23 protein-coding genes and 3 pseudogenes are annotated in these 17,486 nt (G+C 57.5%); 14 read left to right on the forward strand and 12 right to left on the reverse strand.

The genetic code is table 11. The annotated features are described in order from the left end of the window. Positions 1 to 31 precede the first annotated feature (31 nt). Entirely contained in the window at positions 32 to 286 is a 255-nt protein-coding gene (locus J2Z75_RS27565; RefSeq protein ID WP_327791308.1) for an aromatic amino acid lyase, read from the reverse strand. Between the two features lie 34 nt (positions 287 to 320). Here J2Z75_RS27565 and J2Z75_RS27570 point away from each other — a divergent pair. Then, positions 321 to 725: pseudogene (locus tag J2Z75_RS27570) on the forward strand (sugar-binding domain-containing protein); the annotation flags it as partial. A 401-nt stretch (positions 726 to 1,126) separates the two neighbouring features. Here the strand turns inward: J2Z75_RS27570 and J2Z75_RS27575 are convergent. Beyond that, a complete protein-coding gene (locus J2Z75_RS27575; RefSeq protein ID WP_209856968.1) occupies positions 1,127 to 1,378 on the reverse strand; it encodes a DUF982 domain-containing protein in 252 nt (83 codons plus the stop codon). 75 nt (positions 1,379 to 1,453) lie between these two features. Then, on the reverse strand, positions 1,454 to 1,717 hold the full coding sequence (locus J2Z75_RS27580; protein WP_209856970.1) for a DUF982 domain-containing protein: 264 nt from the start codon (positions 1,715 to 1,717) through the stop codon (positions 1,454 to 1,456). A gap of 214 nt (positions 1,718 to 1,931) precedes the next feature. Here J2Z75_RS27580 and J2Z75_RS27585 point away from each other — a divergent pair, with 214 nt between their 5' ends. After that, positions 1,932 to 2,210: a hypothetical protein gene (locus J2Z75_RS27585; RefSeq protein ID WP_209856972.1), complete on the forward strand. Its 279-nt coding sequence runs from the start codon at positions 1,932 to 1,934 to the stop codon at positions 2,208 to 2,210. A 37-nt stretch (positions 2,211 to 2,247) separates the two neighbouring features. On the opposite strand, the gene J2Z75_RS27590 is transcribed toward J2Z75_RS27585, so the two are convergent. After that, positions 2,248 to 2,838: a TetR/AcrR family transcriptional regulator gene (locus tag J2Z75_RS27590; protein WP_209856974.1), complete on the reverse strand. Its 591-nt coding sequence runs from the start codon at positions 2,836 to 2,838 to the stop codon at positions 2,248 to 2,250. 117 nt (positions 2,839 to 2,955) lie between these two features. On the opposite strand from J2Z75_RS27590, the gene J2Z75_RS27595 reads away from it, so the two are divergent. The 3 genes and pseudogenes from J2Z75_RS27595 to J2Z75_RS29785 all read left to right on the forward strand — a co-directional run. After that, complete coding sequence (locus tag J2Z75_RS27595; protein ID WP_209856976.1) at positions 2,956 to 3,378, forward strand: tautomerase family protein; 423 nt, start codon at positions 2,956 to 2,958, stop codon at positions 3,376 to 3,378. A gap of 65 nt (positions 3,379 to 3,443) precedes the next feature. Beyond that, positions 3,444 to 3,839, forward strand: coding sequence for a VOC family protein (locus tag J2Z75_RS27600; RefSeq protein WP_209856978.1), 396 nt, complete (start codon positions 3,444 to 3,446; stop codon positions 3,837 to 3,839). 57 nt (positions 3,840 to 3,896) lie between these two features. After that, positions 3,897 to 4,058 (forward strand): annotated as a pseudogene (locus tag J2Z75_RS29785) (ribonuclease HI); the annotation flags it as partial. Positions 4,059 to 4,339: 281 nt separating this feature from the next. Here J2Z75_RS29785 and J2Z75_RS27610 read toward each other — a convergent pair. Next, entirely contained in the window at positions 4,340 to 4,603 is a 264-nt protein-coding gene (locus tag J2Z75_RS27610; protein WP_209856979.1) for a DUF982 domain-containing protein, read from the reverse strand. Positions 4,604 to 4,671: 68 nt separating this feature from the next. Here J2Z75_RS27610 and J2Z75_RS27615 point away from each other — a divergent pair, with 68 nt between their 5' ends. Both J2Z75_RS27615 and J2Z75_RS27620 read left to right on the forward strand, forming a co-directional pair. After that, positions 4,672 to 5,124, forward strand: coding sequence for a hypothetical protein (locus tag J2Z75_RS27615; protein WP_209856980.1), 453 nt, complete (start codon positions 4,672 to 4,674; stop codon positions 5,122 to 5,124). After that, positions 5,121 to 5,741 carry a hypothetical protein gene (locus tag J2Z75_RS27620; protein WP_209856981.1) on the forward strand — a complete coding sequence of 207 codons (621 nt, stop codon included), beginning with the start codon at positions 5,121 to 5,123 and terminating at the stop codon, positions 5,739 to 5,741. The genes J2Z75_RS27615 and J2Z75_RS27620 overlap by 4 nt, the downstream gene beginning before the upstream one ends. An 850-nt stretch (positions 5,742 to 6,591) precedes the next feature. Here the strand turns inward: J2Z75_RS27620 and J2Z75_RS27625 are convergent. Next, on the reverse strand, positions 6,592 to 6,801 hold the full coding sequence (locus J2Z75_RS27625; RefSeq protein ID WP_209856982.1) for a hypothetical protein: 210 nt from the start codon (positions 6,799 to 6,801) through the stop codon (positions 6,592 to 6,594). 375 nt (positions 6,802 to 7,176) lie between these two features. On the opposite strand from J2Z75_RS27625, the gene J2Z75_RS29790 reads away from it, so the two are divergent. Further along, a complete protein-coding gene (locus J2Z75_RS29790) occupies positions 7,177 to 7,473 on the forward strand; it encodes a DUF982 domain-containing protein (protein ID WP_407692824.1) in 297 nt (98 codons plus the stop codon). Between the two features lie 1,020 nt (positions 7,474 to 8,493). On the opposite strand, the gene J2Z75_RS27635 is transcribed toward J2Z75_RS29790, so the two are convergent. From J2Z75_RS27635 to J2Z75_RS27645, 3 genes are all read right to left on the reverse strand, one after another. Further along, on the reverse strand, positions 8,494 to 8,712 hold the full coding sequence (locus J2Z75_RS27635) for a hypothetical protein (protein ID WP_209856984.1): 219 nt from the start codon (positions 8,710 to 8,712) through the stop codon (positions 8,494 to 8,496). 147 nt (positions 8,713 to 8,859) lie between these two features. Beyond that, positions 8,860 to 9,186 (reverse strand): PPC domain-containing DNA-binding protein, encoded by a 327-nt coding sequence (locus J2Z75_RS27640; protein ID WP_234937606.1) that lies wholly within the window; start codon positions 9,184 to 9,186, stop codon positions 8,860 to 8,862. 13 nt (positions 9,187 to 9,199) lie between these two features. After that, on the reverse strand, positions 9,200 to 9,520 hold the full coding sequence (locus J2Z75_RS27645) for a plasmid stabilization protein (protein WP_209856985.1): 321 nt from the start codon (positions 9,518 to 9,520) through the stop codon (positions 9,200 to 9,202). A gap of 147 nt (positions 9,521 to 9,667) precedes the next feature. Here J2Z75_RS27645 and J2Z75_RS27650 point away from each other — a divergent pair, with 147 nt between their 5' ends. The 4 genes from J2Z75_RS27650 to J2Z75_RS27665 all read left to right on the forward strand — a co-directional run bounded on the left by J2Z75_RS27650 (position 9,668) and on the right by J2Z75_RS27665 (position 13,065). After that, positions 9,668 to 10,561 carry an SDR family oxidoreductase gene (locus tag J2Z75_RS27650; protein ID WP_209856987.1) on the forward strand — a complete coding sequence of 298 codons (894 nt, stop codon included), beginning with the start codon at positions 9,668 to 9,670 and terminating at the stop codon, positions 10,559 to 10,561. 271 nt (positions 10,562 to 10,832) lie between these two features. Beyond that, on the forward strand, positions 10,833 to 12,074 hold the full coding sequence (locus J2Z75_RS27655; RefSeq protein ID WP_209856989.1) for a sensor histidine kinase: 1,242 nt from the start codon (positions 10,833 to 10,835) through the stop codon (positions 12,072 to 12,074). A gap of 4 nt (positions 12,075 to 12,078) precedes the next feature. Further along, on the forward strand, positions 12,079 to 12,480 hold the full coding sequence (locus tag J2Z75_RS27660; protein ID WP_209856991.1) for a response regulator transcription factor: 402 nt from the start codon (positions 12,079 to 12,081) through the stop codon (positions 12,478 to 12,480). Between the two features lie 189 nt (positions 12,481 to 12,669). After that, positions 12,670 to 13,065, forward strand: a complete 396-nt coding sequence (locus tag J2Z75_RS27665; RefSeq protein WP_209856993.1) for a helix-turn-helix domain-containing protein — start codon at positions 12,670 to 12,672, stop codon at positions 13,063 to 13,065. A 79-nt stretch (positions 13,066 to 13,144) separates the two neighbouring features. Here J2Z75_RS27665 and J2Z75_RS27670 read toward each other — a convergent pair. Next, positions 13,145 to 13,771 (reverse strand): annotated as a pseudogene (locus tag J2Z75_RS27670) (alpha/beta hydrolase family protein); the annotation flags it as partial. 30 nt (positions 13,772 to 13,801) lie between these two features. Continuing rightward, positions 13,802 to 14,560 (reverse strand): SDR family oxidoreductase, encoded by a 759-nt coding sequence (locus J2Z75_RS27675; RefSeq protein ID WP_209856995.1) that lies wholly within the window; start codon positions 14,558 to 14,560, stop codon positions 13,802 to 13,804. A gap of 96 nt (positions 14,561 to 14,656) precedes the next feature. Here J2Z75_RS27675 and J2Z75_RS27680 point away from each other — a divergent pair, with 96 nt between their 5' ends. Next, positions 14,657 to 15,556 (forward strand): AraC family transcriptional regulator, encoded by a 900-nt coding sequence (locus tag J2Z75_RS27680; RefSeq protein WP_209856997.1) that lies wholly within the window; start codon positions 14,657 to 14,659, stop codon positions 15,554 to 15,556. 43 nt (positions 15,557 to 15,599) lie between these two features. Here the strand turns inward: J2Z75_RS27680 and J2Z75_RS27685 are convergent, their stop codons facing one another. Further along, entirely contained in the window at positions 15,600 to 16,490 is an 891-nt protein-coding gene (locus J2Z75_RS27685; RefSeq protein ID WP_209856999.1) for a LysR family transcriptional regulator, read from the reverse strand. Positions 16,491 to 16,596: 106 nt separating this feature from the next. Between J2Z75_RS27685 and J2Z75_RS27690 the strand changes: the two genes are divergently transcribed. After that, positions 16,597 to 17,466: an SDR family oxidoreductase gene (locus J2Z75_RS27690; protein ID WP_209857001.1), complete on the forward strand. Its 870-nt coding sequence runs from the start codon at positions 16,597 to 16,599 to the stop codon at positions 17,464 to 17,466. Positions 17,467 to 17,486: the final 20 nt, after the last annotated feature.

Consider the following 17,486-nt stretch of genomic DNA (forward strand, 5'->3'; position numbering starts at 1 on the left):
ACTCAGCGAGAGATGGCTCTGATGAAAGGTGCTACCGGGAACAATCAGAAAGGGTGCCATCATCGATAAGGTTTCGGACGGCTTGAAGTTCGGGGTACATGGGACGGTCGCTGGTGCGCGGGGGAACCACACTCCGGATCGCGTCATAGGCCGCGGCCGTACCTTTGCCCGGCCGCAAAGCCTTGTGGAATTCCAGTCCCTGTGCGGCGCAAATGAGCTCGATACTCAAGATGTCGGCGAGATTATCGGACGCGCTGCGTGCCTGCATAGCCGCGGACATGCCCATGCTGACGTGGTCTTCCTGGCTGGCACAGGTGGTCAAGCGCAATCTGATCGACAAATGCGGATTGGATACGATCTACCGCCTGGCGGAAGACCTCGATCTTGCAATCGTCAGCTGCGGCGATATCGGCCCACGTTCGACTTCGCTCTCCGAAGGTTGGATCTCAAAGGTGGAATTGCAGCAGCTGATCGATGCCGGCTGCGTTTGCGACACAATGTTCAACTTCCTCGATAAGGACGGCAACAGCGTCGATCACGCGATCAACAGTCGCGTGATGTCGGTTGATCTGGATACCCTGAAGAAGGCAAGGCACATCGTGCTTTCCTCGGGGGGCGCACATCGCGCCGTGGCGATCCGCGCCACGATAAAGCGCATAGGCTGCAACACGCTGATCACCGAGGAAAGCGCCGCTAAGGCGCTACTGGAATTGGCCGAGAGCTAGGGTGAGGACCAATTATTTCGTGTGAGATGCCATTTTGAGTTCGCTTAGCAGAAACCAATCACCCGCGTGAGGTTTTTGATGCCGCGGTTTCCGCAGTAGCGCAGGCCGCTCATACCGCCTTGCCGAGGGAGGGAGCGCGGTACTTGCTCCACATCTTTGCCGTTTTCACTCCGAGGCAGATGCACCAAAAGGTGAGACCAACACTTAATCCCCATCTAGTATCGGAAGTGCGAGACCGAGGCCGAACTGCAGATTGAAGTGAGCCGACTAAAAGCGGCGCGGTTCGATGTGAACGAACGAGGCAAGCCGTGAGTCTTCCCGTTAGCGCGCCAATGACGCAGAAAAACACTGATCGGCCGGAGCACCGCAGCATAACCACTGGCGAAGACCTCAGGGCTGCTTCAATTCCGCTTCAGGATGCCGGCTTCCTCTGCTGCGGCTTCAAACGCGATGCGCGCTTCCGCATTGGTCTTCGTTCCCTCCAAGGCGGCCAGGCACGCCTGTCGGGCGACTGCGTGACGGGAGCCTTTGATTTCAGGCCAGCTCGTGGTCAGGCAGGCCATCGCCTCACGCGCGTTCCGTACCACACGAAAATGATCGCTGCATTCAATGGCGAGCTCGACGTTCACATCCCAGATGCTGTCGTTGTTCATGACATGCTCCTTCGGCTGCATTTGCCAAAGACGGATAGGATCACCCGTAACGCGATATCCACGAGCGGCATGGCCTCAAACAACCTTCAGTGTCTGCCTCATGGTAGCGGCCATAAATGCCAGCCTGGCCTCGTCAGCGGACATCTTGCGCTCCATTGCCAACTGACAACATTGCTGTGCGTGCCGTTGAAGCCGGCCATTTTTCACGAAGTTCTGGCAGTTCAAGATTGCGAATGCCTGGAGAGGGCCGCAGACCTTGAACACCGGCCCCTCGCGCATTTGGACGATCACAGGGCGCCATTCGATTTCGGTGGGCGTAGGGACTTCATTCGGATGCATCGGTCATCTCCCAACCATCATGAAACTCTCGCGCGACAGCAACGCGCCGCCGCGGGATTTGTTCCTGAGGTATATCTAATATTCGAGTGCGGGCACCCGTGCCGAATTCCGTCGTAAGCTGTTGGAGAACAGGCGGTTCCGGCTTTGAGAAGGCTTACGGCATCCCGCGGCCGAAAGGCGACGCCACCGTTCTCCCGATGAAAAGGAAAGCAGCATGACCACGCTCATCGATATCAAGGCAGGCCAGTGGGTGCTGGCGTTCCCGCAGCCTTATGGACTGTGGGACGACACCACGATGCAAGAACGCATGGAGGGATTTTGCCGTCTCGGTGGCGGATGGGATTCGCATCGCGTCGACGAGATTTTTGCGGTTCATCAGGTCCAGAAGGTCATGCCGCAAACCTATCTTGCGGCAGGCAGCAGCCGCCTTATCCGCGAAGGCGAGCGCCTGTACCGGGGGTCGGTTCCGGCTGGGGGCGAAATGACACCCTAAGCTTCGGTCAGCGCTGGTCTCCGGGATGATCGCCAGATCAATAAACGGAACGTATCGCTTCCACCGTTACAAGCTTGGCAATCTTCTCGGATAGTACCGGGTCCGATACAGCCCGAGCAAGCGTGACGCCGCCGGTAAGCAGGGTGAGCAATAGAATTGCCTGATCTTCTCGCGGGGTTCCCGCCGAACGCGACGAAGGGCCTTCTGGCAGACCGGCAGCGATTTCCGCGATAAGATGCTCCAGTTCTTCTGTGTAGACGCGTCTGGTTTCGTTATCGGTGCGCATTACATCTGCGGACAGGCTCGGTAGCGCACAGCTTTCGCCGAGATCGCATGTTCGCTTATGCCCTAGATAGTAGCCTACGAACGTTTCCAGCCAGCCCTGCGGCTGTTCGGTCCTAAGCGTCGCGATTCCCTGCCGCAATTCTTCCAGTCCGGCAACGACGGCGGTACGAAATGCTTCGCTTTTCGATCTAAAGTGCCCATAAAATGCGCCGTTTGTTACGCCCGCTGCTTTTGTTAGTGCGTCAATACCTGCGCCGCCGTAGCCTTCCTTGCGGAACACTTGTCCGGCTGCTGCGACGACCTTCGACCGTGTCTCGTTTTTATGCTCGGCGCTGTAGCGCATATCGGCCCCTTTAAGAGAGATCACTCTTTATCATTGCATAGAGAGTGATCAGTGTGTATCGATAGAGAGTACTCAGTATATATCATGTCTGGACACACGTTAAACAAGGAGAGAACCATGCCCATCACGCTGACCATACCGGAAGGTCTACTATCGCCTGCAGCGCAGGCCAAGGCCTTCGCAGGGCTGACTGAAGCCGTCCTTGAAATCGCCGGCCTCAGCGGAAACGCGTTCATGACCGCCAATATCGTCGGTTCGATCAACGTGCTTCCCAAGGAACATATTCTTGCTGCGGGGAAGCCCGTTAAGGCGGCTTTCGTTGAGCTGAAACTCCCCGAAATCGCGCTGGCGACATCGGAGGCGAAGAGGGCGTTTATCGAGAAGGCAACAGATGTGGTCGAGCGAGCCGCGGGAGGTCAGCTCAGGCGCGAATACATCTGGTCGAACATCGTCTACGCGCCCGAGGGAGCCTGGGGGATCGCAGGGCGTAGCTACGATAACGCCGATCTCGTAGAAGCCATCACCGCCTCCGCCGCCTAACCCCATCTCACAAATATCCAGGAATGCCGGGCTAGTTGGCCCGGCAATAGACAGGAGTCTATGAAATGCAGCTAGCCAACTATCTTTTCTTCACCACGCAGTGCGACGCTGCGCTTACATTCTATACGGAATGTGGCCTTGGTCAGGTAACAACGCTCATGCGCCATGGAGATCACGGCATTCCAATCGCCAGCGAAGCGATGAAGGGCAAGGTAATGCATGCCCGCTTCGAGGGGCCGGGAGTTCTGTTCTTCGCCTCGGACAATCACGATGCTGAGCCGATGCGAGGTTCGTCCCACATTCTCATCATGGGCAATCGCGACAGCACCGACAGATTATTTACGAAACTCACTGTCGGCGGAAAGGTAACGACGCCACTCGCGATGCAGCCTTGGGGGAGCTACTATGGCAAGCTCACCGATCGGTACGGGGTTCAATGGATGCTTGACTGCAAAGTCTAGATTCTTCAGTCCGTTGTAGCTGCACGATGTTGGTGACGGTATTCTTGCCCACGTGCCGCACAGATCACGATCAAGTGGGTCAAGGGGCATAACGGTGCGACAGGCAACGAGCGAGCTGACGAGCCCTCCCTGATCGGGCCTGAGCAAGCCATCGACGTTGTCATCGAGCCCGTAGATACCCTGACCACCGAATATCGGCAGATCCTGGGGGCGATGTGAAACGTCGGGAAAGCGGCCTTATGGAAGGTTTAGCTCAGATCCCCCAACACGTCGCCGATGCTTGGCTCAACCGGGTTTGGTTCCGGTTTGTCATCAGGAAGGCGGCCGGGGTCGGGCTCTTGTTCCGGCTCAAGCGGGGGCAGGTCCGGCACATCGATTGGCGGAACCGGCGGCGTCGGACCGGGCAGGTCGGGCCCGGGATTTACGGGGAGCGTCATGGGCAATCCTTTATGGTTAAAAGCGGAGAACGCGTATCCGGCGATGTGGGCGGGGGCATGCCCTCAATTCGCGCGCAACTCTTGGTCCATCGTGGCGGCTACAAACGCTTGACGAGCCTGTTCCGGTGTCATTTTGCGTTCGAGTGCCAACCGACAGCAGCGGGCAGCATTCGCAGAAATATTGCTATTCGGTCCGACCATATGTCGGTTCAAAATCTCGAAGCCCTGAAGCGGGCCGCATACTTTCCTCTCAATGCCGCCACGAAGTCTGACGGTCACCGGCTGCCATTGAATTTCAGTTGGGTTGCAGATTTCATTCGGGTGCATTTTGCTCCTCCCAGAGTCTTGCTGCGCGCCAAACTCAAATCCCCGAGTTTTGTTCCATGGAGGGCTTTATGATTGCTCCGCGCGCATACCGCTGCGACATCTACCGGGTCACTCGGGAATGCAACGTGCGCCTGATGGACGCCCACCTGCACAGCCCAGCCAGCCGGCGGGCTTTCGAGTGCTATTGCAAGCCGACGGTGCGCGAGATCGGCACCAGGTACGGGGAGGGGCATTTGCGCCTCGTCCTCCAGTTGATGACTGGAACGCGGCAAAACGCCCGTGAGCTTTATGCCGACATGCTCAAGGCGGTATCCAGGCTCATCGCTGGCAACCCCGACTTGATCAATCGAAAGACGCTCGTCGCCGACTTCGATTCCATCAATCTCGGCAGCCTGCGCCGCAGAGCCAAGGCGATGCGTTGCGGTATCCCGGCGAGCGACGTGCTGCTGGTCCTGATATCGGTGAAATTCTTTCAGCCCGTTCAGGGCGACTTGCTTGAGATGATCGGAGACGCTGCATGAAATTCGAGGATTGGACTGCCAAGGTGGTCGAGGGCAGGATTTTGGAGATGGCTGAGGCGCTTCGGCTTTCGCCGGCCGCACGAGGCCCGCAATCGTTCGGCAACGGCATGCCTGAGCCCGTGCGTGACCCTGGAGAGGGGTACGGGTATGGAGCGGCCTACTATCGCAAAACCGTCTCGGCGGGCGCTCTGGGCCGCATGGAGCAGGTCTGGGAGTGGATCAATGCCCTCCCTGATCAGGGTGACCGGAAACTGATCTACGCATGGTCTTGGGTGAAAGTCCGGAAAGGCTTGAAGATCTCCGCATTCGCATCAGAAAATGACCTGAACGAACGAACTTTGCGCCGCGCTGTAACCGCTGTCTGTCAACGGATTGCGAACAATCTAAACCGAAACCATGCCATTCGGCTTGACAGTGCGGATTTACAGGTGTCCGAAAATCAGCCAGATATTACATCACAAACGGTAACGTCCGAAAGTTGCGTCAAGCACTGGCGCAGCGAGGACGCCAAGCCACAAATCGACCCTGTCCACGCTCAGCACCGGGTACTCGATCACCGGAAATTCGGGCGCGGAGATTCCGATTCGACATTAACTGCAGGTTATCGGACATTGTAGGACAATAAACTAAACGCGTTTCTCGGCAGTTCCTCGGATGGAGAATATTCCACGACAGTGGATGCTTTGTCCGATATAGTGCTTTAATATTGATTTTGACGGCTGTGCTTCGAGCCAGCGCTTGACTCCATGTTCCGGCAGAACCAGTTTGCCTAAATATCCGCTGAGGCGCTCCTTGCCCCTGGACAGAGTTCGGCGGATGCCGCGCGGCAGAACAAGGTGACCCTTAAAACTTGCGTAGCAAGCCGCAAGGCCTGCTGCGTTGAGCGAAATCCAGTAGTTCGGAACCTCTCCCAAGCCCCAGGGAACCGAACTACTGGATTTATCGCAAGGGCAGATATTGGGCGTTAACCCTTTGCTTGCCGTTGCAATTGTGAACCAACGAAGCGCCAGGAGGGCAGATCCGGTTAACGATTGGAATGTTGTTGGTGTGCTAACGAGCAAATCATATTGTCTGGCGTATCCGCCAACTACTTATGAAGGCTCAGCTCAGCAGTCATGCGGTATTCTTCTGTCCGCCGCATCTAGGGTTGTGCTGAATACTTTATAATTTTACCCTAAAATCAATGGGGATATTATCTCACATTTTGCAGCCATATCAAGGCGTCCATCAAAGTTTTGACAGTTTGTCGTTCCCCAAAACTAGTGACTCGACATTTCCATAAGTGGGGCCTAATTTTCCAGTGCCGTTGCCTTGGCTGAAACCGGAACGGCATTTCTAGCGAAAGCGTTTTCGACTTTCCGTAATGTGGGGCTTTTTCAGCGGTTTGTATTTGCGAGGCGTTTTAGAGCCTGCTGCCTTGATGGGTGGCAGGCTCTTTAAGCTACGGCTTGTCTCGCCCTCGCGACATCAATGTTGATTGCCCGCTGCTGCGATGGGTATCGGTCCCCTTGCCAATTGTTGCTCGTTAATAACTCCGAGCTGAAACATCTCCATCAATTGACTGGCGGCAAATTGTGCTGCGACCCCATCAGGACTTATGGCGAGGTGCATGCATCGACCAGAAAGCGCACGCTTCAGAAGCTCAATATCGTCATCCGACAAGATTCGATCGATCATGCTGCACCCCCAAGGTCCGAGCGAGATGAGTTTGTTGATGTCTCAGCCACTGCGCAAGGGCTGAATCTGACCTTCATAGTGATTACCGTAAACTGGTTGACGTGCCGCAGTCGTCGTGCTGATTAGCACTGCTCGTAGAATTCGAACGCTCCGGGCAGCAAAGGGCTTCCGTTTAGATTAGCAGCGGAAGTCCTTTTGTTTCTCTAAGCGACCCCATCACCCTAAGATCATCTGCCGTAGCTGCGCAATACCACCCAAGCCCCGCTTAGACTAACCGGCGAGCGGATTTTCTTGTTGGCGGGCGCACTGGCATGTTATTTGCGGTGTTACTAATATGCACGCGCAATAGGAGGGGAGAATGTCATGTGTTCGCACATGTCGTGTCAATTTCCTACAATTTGGGTGCTGACGGGTGTTGGAGAACGATACAAACCAATTGATTCTGTTATAGCCGCAGCCGAGCTACTTCTTGGTGCATGGCCGTCGGCGGGTGGAAAAGCTTACTTGCGCGCGCTTCAAGCCTGCCTGGACGCACTGCAGGACAGTGAACCAGTTGGCGTAGTTCCAGGTGCGCTCATGCTAGCGGCTGATGAAGCGTTCGTCTCGTACATTCGGGTGGTCAGCGATACCACAGTTGGCGAACCGATGGTGCCGGCCCGCCGCGTGAATTGATGATAGTCTAGTCGACAACCTCGGCATCGCCGTCAACCTTCGCCCACGTCATCGCCACCTTCGTTGTGCAAGCGGGCATTTTGGCGTCCTATTGCTGAGTGAATCGCACACCCCAACAGAGTCCTCCGGCGGGCGTTCTTGCTCCGTCGTCTACCATTCTGAGATTCCTGGAGCAGCATTGGTATTTCGGGATCGATCTCCTCGATGATCTCAGGACCGTGGTACTTCAAGGGCGTTTACCGAGCGACCCCAGCCACATATTCAACTCTTTCAACACTATCCGCATCTTGCCAGGGGACGCATTATGTCGTGTCGACTTTTGGCGATCTCGGTCGCGTGTTCTGGCGCTGGCCAAATGCCGATTGCTTGTTCGACGGCCAGTGTCACGTAGCGACATGCCGTCCGCGATTTGCCGGCCGTCCTGCCATTGGAGCAGCGGCTTCATCTTTCGGACAATGTCGCGCACGGTCGCGGGAGTGAGGCTGTGCTGCTCGGCCAGCGTTGCGGTGGGCACCCCGGACGCATGGTCGTGGGCGATACGGTGATTGCGTGTCGGATCATTTGTCATTGGGAGAAAATAGCCAACGATCCGCGCTGGGCGCAACTCGTCAAAATGCGAATAGTTATCTCATGAATGGCTCCCACCAAAACCAAACCGCGCCTGCATTCAGCATGCAAGCGGCGAAGCAGGAGAACAGCGTTGGCCTGTGGAAGGCGAGGGCGGCCGACAGGACAGCGAGGGCGGATATGAGGTAAGGCAACGCTTAACGTCAGGCAAACATCAAGAGCGGCAATGCCGCAGCGAACGCAACCAGACCGAAGCCGGTTGCCAGCCTCGCGATCGTCGCCACTTTCGTCCGTTTTCCATCCCAGTCGTAGCTCATGGACCCCTCTACGCAATACGGGTTTAGTTTGGCATGAGGCGCATATGAGTCAAGACGGAAGCCCAACCCTAGCTCTTCGCGCGTCCGAGCCGTCCCTCGGCTTGCCACGGCCCACATTGCATCAGTGGCGCACTGCTTACGGCTGGCCGGCCTTTCTGATCATTGCGGCAAGCTGCACAGAATCTCGAATTCCCTGGCGGTACAGCTCGATGATCAATGCGCCCGTATCCCCGGCCTTGTCAGATGCTGGGTCGATATTCTGCGTGGCACAAATCTCTTGAAAGGCAGCCCGACAGAAATCTAAATCTTCTGGAGCCAATGGTTGGTCATGGACACTGAAGATCTGGGTATTCATGGATTTACGTTCCTCATTTCAACGCGGTTTCCACGGGGAAAAGGTATAATCGAAATGGTGGTTTTTCAAGAAGTCGGAAGCTCGCCGCAGCGGTTCGAAGTGACACCAGCGAGAATAAAATAGCCATTGCTCAGTGTCACCGCGTCATCAAGATGAATGACCGCCGACCGCTTCGAAGGAAGAGCTGCCGGCGGTTGCGTGCAGATGCGGCAGCGGTTTTCCGTCCTTCCAGGCAAGCGAGCCCGTCAAGTTGGTCACCTCAAAGTTTTCGTAGCTCTTCGGCTTGTATTCGCGAGCCTCGAATTCTAAGAAGCCGAAGGTGATCTGGCCGGCGAACCCGAATCCAGAAACCATGGCCGAAGGTATGTATTCGTCGACCATCAGCGTTCCTAGGCGAGCAAGCATGTCGTCTCCCTGTCTCAAGACCATCAAGAATCCGTCAGGTGTTGGGATGTAACGCTGCTGCTCGGTCATCGGACACGACCGATCAACGATGAGCGCGGGGCTCGGCGTTCCGTTTTCTGGTCGCAGCCGCCTTCTTTGCCGAAGCGGAACGGTCCGCGGCCGATCGCGACGCTGCCGCCTTGCCGCCCTTCTCGCCGCCTTTGTGGGCGGCCGGATGACCGGTATGCTTGCCTTGCCCGGAACCGCCGGCCTTCTTGCCGCCGCCATCATCCTTATTGACGGTCGCCCAGGCTCGGCGCTCGGCTTGCTTCTCGGATACGCCACGGTCTTCGTAGCTTTCGGCGATGTGGTCAGCCTTGCGTTCCTGCTTGTCGGTGTACTTGGACTTGTCGCCACGGGGCATGACATTTCCTCCTTCGTTGATAAGCAGGACGAACGACAACGCAAAGAGTTTGTTCCGAGCCGACGGCATTACAGGAACAAAGGGATGAAACGGGCGTTCACAGACAGTCATTCCGCATGCAATTCGCAAAAAATCTTAGGTGTCATTATGAGCGACAAGACCTCTATGAACGATCCTCGCACGCTTTATCCAGCGCCGCCTTTCCCAGACCAACCGCAACAGGCGCCTGGCCTCGCCCGCAAGATGGATCCCACCCCGGATCACGGCGAGGAAAGTTATCGCGGGTCTGGGAAGCTCACTGGCAGGAAGGCACTTGTGACCGGCGGCGATTCTGGCATCGGCCGTGCCGCGGCAATCGCCTTTGCCCGCGAGGGGGCCGACGTCGCGATTGCTTACCTTCCGGATGAAGACGTGGATGCCAGGGAGGTGATGAGCCTTATCGGAGCCGAGGGCCGCAAGGCCGTCGCGCTTCCGGGCGACATCACGGACGAGTCCTGGTGCAAAGAGCTGGTCGACAGAACCGTTTCTGGCCTGGGTGGTCTCGATATCCTCGTCATCAATGCCGGCCGTCAGCAATACCGCGAAAAGATCGAAGAGTTGTCTACGGAAGATTTCGACAAAACGATGAAGACCAATCTCTATGCGCTCCACTGGATCGCGCAGGCCGCCGTGCCCCATATGCCGGCGGGATCCGCGGTGATAACGACAGCCTCTATCCAGGCTTATCAGCCGTCACCGATCTTGCTCGACTATGCCACGACAAAGGCCGGTATCGTTGCCTATACGAAGGCGCTTGCTAAGCAGCTGATTGAGCGTGGCATTCGCGCGAATGTCGTCGCACCCGGACCGGTCTGGACGGTTCTCCAGCCGAGTGGCGGCCAGCCAGACGAGAAGGTGAAGAACTTCGGCAAGGACAGCGACTTCGGTCGTCCGGGCCAGCCGGTCGAACTGGCTCCCGTGTTCGTCCTGCTCGCATCGTCGGAAGCAAGCTTCATCAACGGTGAGGTCTATGGTGTCACCGGCGGCAAGGGCATCGCCTGATCGAGAAGGATTGCGCGAAGTTCAGGCCAATGTCGCCGTTTATGAGTAGGATTGAGCCGGTGGAAGAAGCCGCCAGGTCCTGTAAAGACGCCGCCTTGACTAGTCGATATTGGTGCATCTCTTCGCACCTCCACCATACTGCTTGAGTCAGGCGTATCCTTAAAGCTGCCCTCCCAATTTTAATACACCAATAACGTATGTCGACTACAACAATGACGGGAATATTCCACGGCTGCAGCCATCTCGTGAGTAGCTAATTTAGGACACGTTGATGCAAAATCGATACGACGCAAACACCATTGACGGCCGTGAAGATGCCACCGGCCTGTTGCATGCCACAATCGACAACTTTCCCGGCGGTATCTGTGTGCTCGACAACGACCTCACCATGCTGGTGACCAATCGAAAATTCTATGAGTTGCTTGATCTGTCCGAAGACATGTTTCCGGTAGGCTCCAACTTCGAAGGCGTGTTTAGATACAATGCACATCGCGGGGAATACGGCCTTGGCGATCCCGAAGAAAAGGTGCGCGAGCGCCTCACCCACGTCAGGCGCTTCGAAGAACATTGCTTCGATCGCGAAGTCGGAACGGGTCTCGTCATCGAAATGCGATCTGCCCCAAAGCCCGGCGGCGGAAGCGTTCTGACCTACCTCGACGTCACCGTGAACAGACGGGCTGAACAAGCGCTCCTCAGGCATAAGGAAACACTTGAGGAATTGGTCCTACTTCGAACCGAAGAAATCGAGCGACAGGCTGAGGAACTGAGAAGACTGCTCGATCAGGAACGGCACATCAACGAACTGCAGCGCCAGTTCGTGACGATGACCTCTCACGAGTTCCGCACACCGCTCGCCATCATTGATGGGGCGGCCCAGCGGCTCCAGCGGCGCAAGCATGCCGTCACGAGTGAATTCGTTGAAGAAAAGGCCGGTCTGATCCGCGGCGCCGTTTCGCGGATGGTTGACCTGATGGAGAGCTTCCTGTCGGCGGGCCGCATCGAACACGGGAACATGACATACGAATTTCGCCCCTGTTCTTTGAGAGAGGTTGTCGAGCGGTGTGTCGCGCGGCAGCACTCCATCACCACCACTCATCGCTTCCACCTGGAACTTAACGATCTCCCGCCCGTTGTGGTTGCTGACACGGCGGCGATGGAGCAGGTGTTCACAAACCTCATTTCAAACGCGGTGAAGTATGCTCCGGTTTCGCCGGACATTTACATTACCGGGTATTCGGACGGGGGAAGCGCATGCGTGGCGGTGACGGACACGGGGGTCGGCATTGATACAGACGATCTACCAAAAATGTTCACGCGCTACTTCCGCGCCAGAAGCTCAACCGGGATTGCAGGGACGGGGATTGGCCTCAACCTCGTGAAACAGATTGTTGAGGCGCATAAGGGGAGTATTTCGCTCGAAAGCCGGAAGGGTCAAGGGACAAAGTTCACCGTAACTCTTCCTGTGACAAATCCAATGCTCATCGCCACATGCGATGAGGCGAAAGCAGGTTGAACCAATGATCACGATCCTTTGCGTCGAGGACGAAGACGACATCCGCAACCTTCTGGTCGAAGAGATCAGTGAAGCCGGGTTTACTACGCTCGAAGCCACCAATGGAAAGCTGGCGCTCGAACTGATCATCAGCAAATGGCCTGATATCGTCGTGTGCGATATCACCATGCCCGAAATGAATGGGCATCAGTTGTTCGCCGAAATTCAGATGAACCACGAGCAACTCGCCAACATTCCCTTCATCTTCCTGACAGCACTAAGTGACAAGGAAAACATGGTCAACGCGCTTAAAGCGGGAGCAGCCGATTACCTTACCAAGCCGGTTGATTTCGATTTGTTGATGGCGAAAATCCAGGGCTGCGTTGCGCGGCTGGAAAGTGATAGAAAGATGGGGCGAGCATTCTGAGGCTTGTGGTCACCAAATCGGCGTCAACCCACCGGCAAGTGACGCCGCTGTTTCCGAGGTGGCCCTGCGCGCGATCACCGGCAACTCCTAGGTGACGAGGATTATCGCCAGCCATGCCGGCGTCCGATACACAGAGTTTCCCTCAGGTCGCGATGGTGCGCCGGCAATATCTCCCGTGGAGGACCATTTATGAAACCCCCTCTCCCAACAGACCTTTACGTTGGTTCCAAGATACGCCTCCAACGCACCCTCCTTAAGATGAGTCAGACCGCGCTTGGCGAACGGCTCGGCATAACATTTCAACAGATACAGAAATACGAAAGTGGTAAGAACCGGGTCAGTCCCAGCAAGCTTCACCAAATAAGCGAGATCCTTCAGGTTCCGATATCCGTCTTCTTTCCAAACGGAGGCCGAACGGACCCAGCATCCCAAAGCGTAGAAGGATCTGACGAGTTATCGTTGTTTTTAAAGTCGGCAGAGGGGCGGGAGCTCAATCGCGCGTTCCAGCGAATTCTGGAACCGAAGTTAAGAAGAGCCGTCGTCGTCTTGGCCAAATCGATTGCCGGCGAAAATGAGATTCCATGAAATTGCAAGGGACGCCGTACTACGACAGCACGGCGTATTAACACTCCACTTATCTTGTATTCCAGAAACACCGATCTGCAAGCGTGCGCGTCGTCAGCTTAGAGAAATCCCAGTCGAAGAACGGAAAGCGGGCAGCGTTCTCGTTCGTCATGTTCTTCCCGCCACGGCCAGGAGCGGCGAGCAGAATGCCCGCCGAAATGCGAGGGTCGGAGAAATCCTCCCCATTCAACTGCGCGCCCAACAGCAGCCCGACGGTGTGACCGCCGAAGGAATGGCCGGCCGCTGCGATCCGTAAGTGATCCAGCCGGCCCGCAACCGAAGGCGCCTGACGTTCCACCTCGGGCAGTTGGTCGAGGATCGCCTTCAACTCCTCCATACGCTCACGCCAGAAGAACGGCGCACCGGGTGCGTCGACGGGCAGCCCTCCGACGCGGGAACTGGCGTGCGTCGGCTGGATCACCGCAAACCCGCGTTCCGCCCAAAACTGCGCGAGTGGAGCGTAACCGTCTTTTGACGGGATATAGTTGGAGGGGCCAAACCCGTGCGACAGCAGCACGATGGGCAGATTGCCACCGCTGGCAGGTGCAGTCAGACGCAGTTCCAGCGGCTGGCGGCCATCCATCGCAAGACGGATCGGGGTATAAGCCAACGTAAGAGTTGCGTCTGGCGTGGGAATGTGGCGAGCGAGATCGATGAGATTGTTCATTTCAAATGCCCTGTGTTCGGGGCAGGGCTCCTACTCGACGAAGTGGCCTGCTTTGCGAAACCAGGTCTGTGCATCGGCGCCGGCGGGGATTTTCATCGGCGCTTCCGGCTCCGTGACGGCACGCCAGACGGCCTCGGCCACGTCTTCCGGCCTCGTGAATTCAGTTCCCGATCGCAGCGTCGTGAGATAGTCCTGAACGAAGGCGCTATATGCTTCGGGAATATTCATTCCCATTCGGGCTACGGCATTCTTCCCGAAACCAGTCGTCGGCGCGGAGCCTGGCAGGACCAGTTTGGCACGCACACCAAACAGAGCCGCCTCCAGAGCCAGACTTTCGGTAAATGCGTTCAATGCGGCTTTGCTCGCGCTGTAGACGGACAGGGCGGGCAGCGGCTTGATCGTAACGCTGGAGCTGACGTTGACGATGACCCCTGACCTACGGATCCGCATCTGCGGAAGAACTGCTTTGGTCATGGCCATTGCGCCGAACACGTTCGTTTCAAACAGCTCGCGGACCTTCGCCATCTCGGCCCCCTCCAGCACGTTCAGCATGCCGACGCCTGCGTTGTTGACTAGAGCATCGATCGGCCCGACCGCTTCGACCGCCTTCGTGATGCTATCCGCGCTGGTGACATCCAGCCCCAGGATTTCGAGCCTGTCGTTAGCGGGGAGCAGGTCGTTGCGCGGCGTGCGCATGGTTGCAACCACGTCCCATTCTTCAGAAAGGAAAGTCCGCGCGATTGCGAGACCGAAGCCGGAAGAGCAACCGGTGATGAGTATCTTTGGCATGTGTTTGTCTCCTGGATGATTGCTGCCAAAAGATGGACGAGCATTGCCGGACTTACTATATTCGGTTGTCCGAGAATTTTTAGCAGAAGTCCGAAAATGACCGATCCAGTCGCCGAAGTTGTCTCGCTGCTCAAACCAAGTCCATCGATCGCCAAGCTGGTGACGGGCGGCGGTCAGTGGCTCGTCGAGCGGACGGAACTTGGAAGCCCCTTTTATTGCGCCGTGGTCGAAGGGCACTGCCGGATGACGATCACCGGTCGTGAGCCGATGCTTTTGACCGCCGGCGACTTCGTGCTGGTTCCGGAAATCTTCTCGTTCACAATGAGCAGCCTGGAGCCGCCGCCGCGCGGAGCGCTTGCCCAGCGCCTCGAGACCAGCCAGGGTGTCTTCCGGCTCGGAGACTCCGGTGCCCCTGCCGAAATCAAGGCGATGGTTGGTCATTGTGCCTTTGGCTCGGACGACAAGGCTCTTCTCGTCTCGCTGCTACCGGAGGTCATCCATGTTCGAGGTGAAGAGCGGTTGATGATGCTTGTCCGGATGATAAACGATGAAACGAGGGCCGAGCGTACCGCCCGTGAGATGGTGCTTCAACGGCTGTTGGAGGTGCTGTTGATCGAGGCTTTGCGATCCGCGGCAAGCACTGCGGCACCGCCCGGCCTTCTGCGCGGTATGGCCGATCCACTGCTGGCACCGACCTTGCGTCGAATCCACGCGGATCCCGGTCGCAGCATGACTGTGAAAGCACTTGCTCAGGACGCCGCCATGTCACGGTCGACCTTCTTCGATCGTTTCCGGAAAGAAGTTGGCGTGGCCCCGATGGAATACGCGACCGGCTGGCGCATGGCGCTTGCGAAGGAGTTGCTCCGCGAGGATGTCGCCACGGCGGAGATCGCACAACGCGTCGGCTACGGTTCCACAAGCGCCTTCAGCGTCGCGTTCAGTCGGCATGTGGGAATGCCGCCCGGCGCTTATTCGCGGGTAAACACTGCTGGGTAACGCTCATGCGATTGCAAAATGTGGAGCAGGCTGCTTCGGTCCCTCACCTGCCGATGTAGGCCGCCAGTTCACCAGGCGTTCCGTTGGGAAAGGCCTGCTTTAGAAAATCCAGGAAGGCAGATACACGCACGCTCAACAGACGCCGCGACGGGTAAAGCGCCCACAGCGCGATCTCGGAGCCCTCGATATCGCCCCAGTGCAGCAAAGTGCCGTCGGCCAGATCGTGACTCACCAGCGAAATCGGCATACGAGCAGCGCCTACGCCAGTTCGCACGGCATCCCGAACCATGATCAGTGACGACAGGGCGAGGATGGGCTCGATCCCGATCGTCGCGGGTCCTTCTGAAGTCACGACGTTCCAGGTCTGCCGATCACCGGCCCCGCGCACGACACCTGGCGCCGGGAGATGTGCCGCCGGCCGGGGAAGATCGGGGCTTGCCACGACAACGAGGCGATCATGCAGAAAGGGTCGACCGACAAGACTTTCGTCTGGGTCCGGATTGACCCGGATGACCAGATCATAGCCTTCCTCGATCATGTCTACGGCTCGGTCCTCGGTCGTGACTTCCAATCGCACGTCGGGATATTTAAGTGCAAAGCCCGCCGCGATCCGACCCATGGCGGTCTGCGAAAACAGCAGCGGCGCGCTGATCCGTAACCTGCCGCGCGGCTTGTCCCCGCCCGCCGCGATTGTGGCCGCCGTTTCGTCGAGCTCCGTCAGCAGAGCGGCTGTCCGCTCATGAAGCGCGCGTCCTTCCTCGGTGAGTTTCAGGTTGCGCGCGCCACGTTCGAACAGCCGAAGCTGAAGGGACGCCTCCAGTTCTGTAACCCGCCGCGACAAGGTCGCTTTGGGACGGCCGGACGCCCGCGACGCTTTGCCGAAGCCACCGTGACGCGCCACAAGGTTGAAGTCGGCAAGAGCAACCAGATCCACAATCGTTCCACCTGTGAGACGAACTGTCTAATTTCACAGTCTATTGGTTTAACAATGAACCAGTCATATTCCGGGTGTCAAGCAATACCAACCCGGAGAAAATCCCATGACCATTCTCGTTACCGGCGCCACCGGCAATATCGGCGGCCAAGTCATCCAGCACCTTGTCGACCGCGGCGCTGATGTCCGCGCTCTCGTCCGCGACCCTTCCAGGGCCAATTTTCCGGTAGAGGTTGCCGTCGCCAAAGGTGACTTCCTCGACGTCGACTCCCTGCGCACTGCCTTCGACGGTGTGTCGACGCTCTTCCTGCTGAATGCTGTCGCGCCAGACGAGTTCACCCAGGCTTTGATCGCCCTCAACGTTGCCCGCTCGGCCGGCATCGAACGGATCGTCTACCTGTCGGTCATTCACCCGGACGTCTACGTGAACGTGCCGCACTTCGCCGGCAAATTTGGCGTCGAACGGATGATCGAGCAGATGGGCTTTCACGCCACCATCCTGCGTCCGGCCTACTTCATCCAGAACGATGTGACGATCAAGGACGTCATCAGTGGCTATGGTGTCTATCCGATGCCGGTCGGCGACAAGGGGCTTGCGATGATCGACGCGCGCGACATCGCAGAGATTGCAGCTCTTGAATTGCTGCGTCGCGAACAGGCTGCACAGCCGCTCCCGATCAAACGCATCAACCTCGTCGGTCCCGACACACTGACCGGAACCGATATCGCTGCCATCTGGTCGGACGCGCTCGCCCGCCCGATCAACTACGGCGGTGGCGATACCCAAGCCTTCGAGCAAAACCTCAAGCAGTTCATGCCGGCCTGGATGGCCTACGACATGCGCATGATGGGCGAGCGTTTCCTGACGGACGGAATGCTGCCTGAGGGCGGTGACGTCGAGCGTCTGACGACACTTCTCGGCCGGCCGCTCCGCTCCTATCGCGATTTCGCCTCGGAAACCGTGGCCGCTGCCTGAGGCAAGCAGTCGCGCATCCC

Origin of the sequence: Rhizobium herbae, from assembly GCF_017873135.1 — a bacterium.
Taxonomy (GTDB): domain Bacteria; phylum Pseudomonadota; class Alphaproteobacteria; order Rhizobiales; family Rhizobiaceae; genus Pararhizobium; species Pararhizobium herbae.

Bases quoted from the DNA above. Each gene is read 5' to 3' on its own strand.
- J2Z75_RS27680 (WP_209856997.1), top strand. From the start codon at position 14,657: ATGACCGATCCAGTCGCCGAAGTTGTCTCGCTGCTCAAACCAAGTCCA.
- J2Z75_RS29790 (WP_407692824.1), top strand. From the start codon at position 7,177: ATGTCGTGTCAATTTCCTACAATTTGGGTGCTGACGGGTGTTGGAGAA.
- J2Z75_RS27620 (WP_209856981.1), top strand. From the start codon at position 5,121: ATGAAATTCGAGGATTGGACTGCCAAGGTGGTCGAGGGCAGGATTTTG.
- J2Z75_RS27635 (WP_209856984.1), bottom strand. From the start codon at position 8,712: ATGAATACCCAGATCTTCAGTGTCCATGACCAACCATTGGCTCCAGAA.
- J2Z75_RS27675 (WP_209856995.1), bottom strand. From the start codon at position 14,560: ATGCCAAAGATACTCATCACCGGTTGCTCTTCCGGCTTCGGTCTCGCA.
- J2Z75_RS27610 (WP_209856979.1), bottom strand. From the start codon at position 4,603: ATGCACCCGAATGAAATCTGCAACCCAACTGAAATTCAATGGCAGCCG.
- J2Z75_RS27580 (WP_209856970.1), bottom strand. From the start codon at position 1,717: ATGCATCCGAATGAAGTCCCTACGCCCACCGAAATCGAATGGCGCCCT.
- J2Z75_RS27585 (WP_209856972.1), top strand. From the start codon at position 1,932: ATGACCACGCTCATCGATATCAAGGCAGGCCAGTGGGTGCTGGCGTTC.
- J2Z75_RS27600 (WP_209856978.1), top strand. From the start codon at position 3,444: ATGCAGCTAGCCAACTATCTTTTCTTCACCACGCAGTGCGACGCTGCG.
- J2Z75_RS27595 (WP_209856976.1), top strand. From the start codon at position 2,956: ATGCCCATCACGCTGACCATACCGGAAGGTCTACTATCGCCTGCAGCG.
- J2Z75_RS27615 (WP_209856980.1), top strand. From the start codon at position 4,672: ATGATTGCTCCGCGCGCATACCGCTGCGACATCTACCGGGTCACTCGG.
- J2Z75_RS27655 (WP_209856989.1), top strand. From the start codon at position 10,833: ATGCAAAATCGATACGACGCAAACACCATTGACGGCCGTGAAGATGCC.
- J2Z75_RS27660 (WP_209856991.1), top strand. From the start codon at position 12,079: ATGATCACGATCCTTTGCGTCGAGGACGAAGACGACATCCGCAACCTT.
- J2Z75_RS27645 (WP_209856985.1), bottom strand. From the start codon at position 9,520: ATGCCCCGTGGCGACAAGTCCAAGTACACCGACAAGCAGGAACGCAAG.
- J2Z75_RS27650 (WP_209856987.1), top strand. From the start codon at position 9,668: ATGAGCGACAAGACCTCTATGAACGATCCTCGCACGCTTTATCCAGCG.
- J2Z75_RS27565 (WP_327791308.1), bottom strand. From the start codon at position 286: ATGGGCATGTCCGCGGCTATGCAGGCACGCAGCGCGTCCGATAATCTC.
- J2Z75_RS27625 (WP_209856982.1), bottom strand. From the start codon at position 6,801: ATGATCGATCGAATCTTGTCGGATGACGATATTGAGCTTCTGAAGCGT.
- J2Z75_RS27665 (WP_209856993.1), top strand. From the start codon at position 12,670: ATGAAACCCCCTCTCCCAACAGACCTTTACGTTGGTTCCAAGATACGC.
- J2Z75_RS27590 (WP_209856974.1), bottom strand. From the start codon at position 2,838: ATGCGCTACAGCGCCGAGCATAAAAACGAGACACGGTCGAAGGTCGTC.
- J2Z75_RS27575 (WP_209856968.1), bottom strand. From the start codon at position 1,378: ATGAACAACGACAGCATCTGGGATGTGAACGTCGAGCTCGCCATTGAA.
- J2Z75_RS27690 (WP_209857001.1), top strand. From the start codon at position 16,597: ATGACCATTCTCGTTACCGGCGCCACCGGCAATATCGGCGGCCAAGTC.
- J2Z75_RS27640 (WP_234937606.1), bottom strand. From the start codon at position 9,186: ATGACCGAGCAGCAGCGTTACATCCCAACACCTGACGGATTCTTGATG.